This is a genomic window from Candidatus Methylacidiphilales bacterium, from assembly GCA_033875315.1.
In the GTDB taxonomy this organism is placed as follows: Bacteria; Verrucomicrobiota; Verrucomicrobiia; order Methylacidiphilales; family CAZTYG01; genus JANRJG01.
Genome location: JANRJG010000025.1, coordinates 1 through 4,254, shown reverse-complemented (window position 1 = coordinate 4,254; position 4,254 = coordinate 1). Strand labels below are relative to the sequence as shown.

At 59.8% G+C, this 4,254-nt stretch carries 4 protein-coding genes; 2 read left to right on the top strand and 2 right to left on the bottom strand.

Features of this window, described 5'->3' with window-relative positions; genetic code table 11:
* Positions 1 to 417: 417 nt before the first annotated feature.
* The gene (locus SFU85_07805; GenBank protein ID MDX6766679.1) at positions 418 to 846 is read right to left on the bottom strand and encodes a biopolymer transporter ExbD; all 429 of its coding nucleotides are present in this window, start codon (positions 844 to 846) and stop codon (positions 418 to 420) included.
* Between the two features lie 51 nt (positions 847 to 897).
* Positions 898 to 1,668, bottom strand: coding sequence for a MotA/TolQ/ExbB proton channel family protein (locus SFU85_07800; GenBank protein MDX6766678.1), 771 nt, complete (start codon positions 1,666 to 1,668; stop codon positions 898 to 900).
* 333 nt (positions 1,669 to 2,001) lie between these two features.
* On the opposite strand from SFU85_07800, the gene SFU85_07795 reads away from it, so the two are divergent.
* Positions 2,002 to 2,730 (top strand): lycopene cyclase domain-containing protein, encoded by a 729-nt coding sequence (locus tag SFU85_07795; GenBank protein ID MDX6766677.1) that lies wholly within the window; start codon positions 2,002 to 2,004, stop codon positions 2,728 to 2,730.
* 391 nt (positions 2,731 to 3,121) lie between these two features.
* Positions 3,122 to 4,135, top strand: coding sequence for an NAD(P)-dependent oxidoreductase (locus SFU85_07790; GenBank protein ID MDX6766676.1), 1,014 nt, complete (start codon positions 3,122 to 3,124; stop codon positions 4,133 to 4,135).
* Positions 4,136 to 4,254: the final 119 nt, after the last annotated feature.

Below are 4,254 nucleotides of genomic sequence, written 5' to 3'. Positions count from 1 at the left end.
GGGCAGGTGCCGCCATCACCCTCCGGGCTGGGGCCAAAAAGCCGCCCCGCTTCGTTGCTCGTCGGTCACGGGTATATTTCATACCTGCTCCCTTCTCGCGCCTCGCCGGACGGCTTATTGACCCCCCGCGTAAGGTCGCGTTCCGCTCCCACGCGGTCACGCGACAGCGCGGGTCACGCGGGTTATCCGGATAGGCTCCAAGGCGGCTCAGCTGGAGCTTCGCCCACCCATAAAGCATTTTCCTTTTAATCAGCCACTCGTTCCCAAGCTCTTTCTCATACTCGTGCTCTCTGAATGGGAGAGAACGAGCACGAGATCGAGTAAGAGAACGGGCGGCTGATCACACAGAGGTTGCTCTAGGATCGAGTTTTGACGCCCGCCCCATTAAGGATGGGGATGAGGCTGAGGATGGACCGTTCAGGTTCCGGAGGGCGGGGACGGGGGGGCGGTGGTGAAGGCGATGTTCCACACCCGGGCCGCCTTGCAGGCGTCGATCACGTCGATGACCTTTTGATAGGGCACATCGGCGTCGGCACGGAGGATGACCGCCTGGTCGGGGAAATCTTTGGTCACCTTGGCCAGGATGGACTCCAATTCAGCGCGTGAAAGGGTGCGGCGGTTGACGATGATGTCCCCCTGGCGGTTGACATTGACCAGGATCTCCCCGGGCATGCGGGTGGAGGTTTCGGCCTGCTGGGCCGAGGGAAGGCTCACGGCCAGTTCGGCCTCGTAGCGGGAGATGTTCCAGGTCAGGAGGAAGAAGACGAGGAGGAAGAGGATGACGTCGATGAAGGGCGCCAATTGGAGCGTCATCGGCTCGTGGGCGATTTTGTGGGCCAATTTCATTGCCGTTGGGCGGTGGGGGCTGATTAAGACCGATGAGTGAGGACTGGGAAATCAGGAAGACTTGCCGCGGGCCAGGCAGTCGTTGGTACGGATCAGGAGGACGGTGAGGGTGGATTCCAAGTGGCCGACGGTGTCCTGGACGCGGGGACGGAAGAAGGCGTAGAAGGCCATGGCGGTCAGCCCGATGCCCAGGCCGATGGCGGTGGCGGCCAGGGCCTGGGAAACCCCGCCGGCCAGAACCATGGTACGCATGGGGGTGGCATCACTGGCCAGGGTGCCGAACGAACGGAGGATGCCGACGACCGTGCCCATGAGTCCGACCATGGGAGCCATGACGCCCAGGTCCATCAGGATCATGGTGGGCATGTTGAGCCGGGAGACGGCGCGCCCGCCTTCGACTTCGGCGATTTCTTTCAGTGATTCCAGGTGGATCGAAGGGTTGGCTTTGGCAAAGAGGATGACCTTGCCGAGGATGCGGGGGATGATCTGGTTGTTTTTTTCACAAAGGTCGGCCAGCTCTTCCAGCCTGCGGTTTTTTAACAAGGTGTCGGATTCCGTGAGGAAATCGGCGGAGACGAGGTTGGAGCGTCTGAGCCAGAAGAAGTTGAAGACGATGAGGGCCACCACGGCCACGGAGAGAAGTCCGAGGGGAATGAGGACCCATTCCAGGGAGGACACCAATTGCCAGAGGGTCAGCTCTGGAGAGGCAGGGGTTGGTGTTGAAGTTGTCGTGCCCTGTGCTTGGGCGACGGAGAAGAAGAGGGGCAAGGAGAGGACCGTAAGGAGCAGGGCGGGCGCCAAGGCCCGGGATCGGGGTTGCATCCTTTGTTACTAGCCGTTCCTACCGGGGCGGGCAATGCGATTCGCAGTCGCCGGGATGGCTCTGCACTTGATTCAACCACTGAGGACACAGTGAACACAGAGGTAAGAGGTTATTGGGGTGAGGTTTTTCCGATCACCATTCGGTGAAGCTGAGTCCAACCCCGATCCTGATCCGGGTTGGGAACGTTCATAATCTCTTAATATCCAATGGTTTTTACTCTGTGCTCCCGCCACTGCGGGCCTTTGGCTCTGTGCCCTCTGTGGTGGAACTGCATTCATCCTTTTAAGGATTCTGATTGGACGGTTGATCGGATTGCGCGATCTTGTCCATGCGTGACCTACTTCGGCTTCCACCTCCGCTTCAACCTTCCCGTTCTCATTTTGGCCGGCTGGGGGGCGGGGTGCGGCTTGATTGCACCTGGCAGTTGGGAAATGGTGCTGGGGATTCTGGCCATCGTCATGGTCTTCACCTCGCCCTGGGACAACTGGGCGGCCTATTGCGGCATCTGGGGATTCCCCGAGGGGCGGTATTGGAAACGCATCGGTTGGTTGCCGTTCGAGGAATATCTTTTCTTTGTCGTCCAAGCGCTGCAGGCGATGTTGTTGACGCGATGGGCCCTGGATCTTTGGGGGCCGTTCACGACGCCTGCCCATCCCTTGGGTTGGGTGGGGCAGGGGTGGGTTTGTGCCGGGATTTTGGCGGCTTGGGCGGTGGTGGGTTTGTGCTTCCGCGGGCGGTTTGGGCGTGCGTCGCGCGGGCATTACGCCTGGCACCTGTTTTTTTGGTTCATTCCCGTGATCCTGATCCAGTGGGTGGTGGGGGGGCCGGTGCTGGCGGCGCGGTGGCCGGTGCTGGCGGCCGTCACCCTCGTTCTGGGGACCTACCTTTCTTTGGCCGATCTGGTGGCGATCCGGCACGGGGTCTGGCATTTCGATGAAAAGCAGACCACGGGGTGGAAGATCGGTCCGAAAATGCCCTGGGAGGAGGCGGCCTTCTTCTACCTGACCAGCGCGCTGGTGGCGCAGAGTTATTTGATTCTGCTGCCCGAAGCACTGCGTTGAGCCGGAACAATTCAGTTCACCACGGAGGACGTCCCGTGACCGCGTTGGTCACGCCGAACGGGACCTCACGCGGCGAAGAACGCGAAGCAGAAACACATGATTGGGAATACATGATGAAGTCATCCTGCTGCATGACATTTGGATTCAGGTTGACCGATCGGTGAATGGGGTTTTTGCCAGCCAAAATCCGTATCATACCAAATGGAATTGAGTGGGCGAAAAAGTGCCTTACGGGGGAGCCAGGAGCCTCGCCCTCCCGTTTATTCTGTCACTCAATCATTTTAATTTGATATGACTTCGCGGCCTCCGCGTTCTTTGCGGGGGACATCCACCCGAGGGTTACAGGAAGCGGCCTTGCCACAGATCGGGTCCTCTTGTTGAATGCTCCTGCATGCCTGCCCGACCCATGCCCGAAGAGGATTTGGACGATGTTTTTGGACGCGTGGGCGGGCTTTGGGAGCGACTGCGCGGAAGCCGGGTGCTTCTGACGGGCGGTAGTGGATTTTTTGGAGGGTGGATGCTGCAAACCCTCCTGAACGCGGACACGCGATTGGATTTGGGTGTGCGGGTGGTTGCCCCCACGCGCGACCGGAATCGTTTCGGCGGCGTTTGGCCGGCCTTGTTGACCGATCCGCGGGTTGAGGTCGTAGAATCGGACGCCGTTCTGCTTGCCATGCCTGACGGACCGGTGGATTACGTCATCCACTGCCTGGTGCCCGATGCCCGGATGTCGCCCGCAAACATGGACGTTTTTTTTCAAGCGGCCACCCGGCGTCTGGTCGACATCGCGGTGGCCAAGAAATCGACCGGCTTTTTGTTGTGCAGCACGGGCGCCGTCTATCAATCCAAAACACCACCCGAGGCCTTTGCCGAAGGGGATCCGCTGGTGCCCTACGAGGGCGAACCCGGCTACAGTCAAGTCCGGAGGAGGGTGGAGGACCAATGCGGAGCCCTGTTGCCCGCCGGGGGCGTTCCGCTGAAGATCGCCCGCGGGTTCAGTTTTGTCGGGCCCGGACTGCCGGAGAAGGCGAATTTCGCCGTGGCGGATTTCATCCGTGATGGCCTCGCTGGTGGGCCGATCGTGGTCAAGAGTGATGGTTCGGCGGTCCGTTCCTACCTTTACGCATCCGATATGGCGGTGGGATTGTGGACGATTTTTTTGGCCCGGGCCGAGGAAGGGATCTTCAATCTGGGAAGCGCGCAGGCCCTTGCCTTGCGGGATCTGGCCCACATGATCGGCTCCATGCTGGGTGCGGGGGTTTCGATACAAAACAAGGTAGTTCCGGGAGCGGCGGTATCTTATTATGTCCCGCGCACGACAAGGGCGGAGCGGGTCTTGGGATTTAGTCCGGCAATCGAACTGCCGCGTGCCTTGGAGAAAAGCATTAGAGCATTTTGCATTTAATTAGCTTCGTAAAAGCTGTACAGTGTTGGTGGTATCCCGTAGAAGATTGGGATGAAATCCTACAGTGCTGATTTGCGGGCCAAGATTATCAAGCGTCGTTCCAAGGGGGCGAGTGCGGC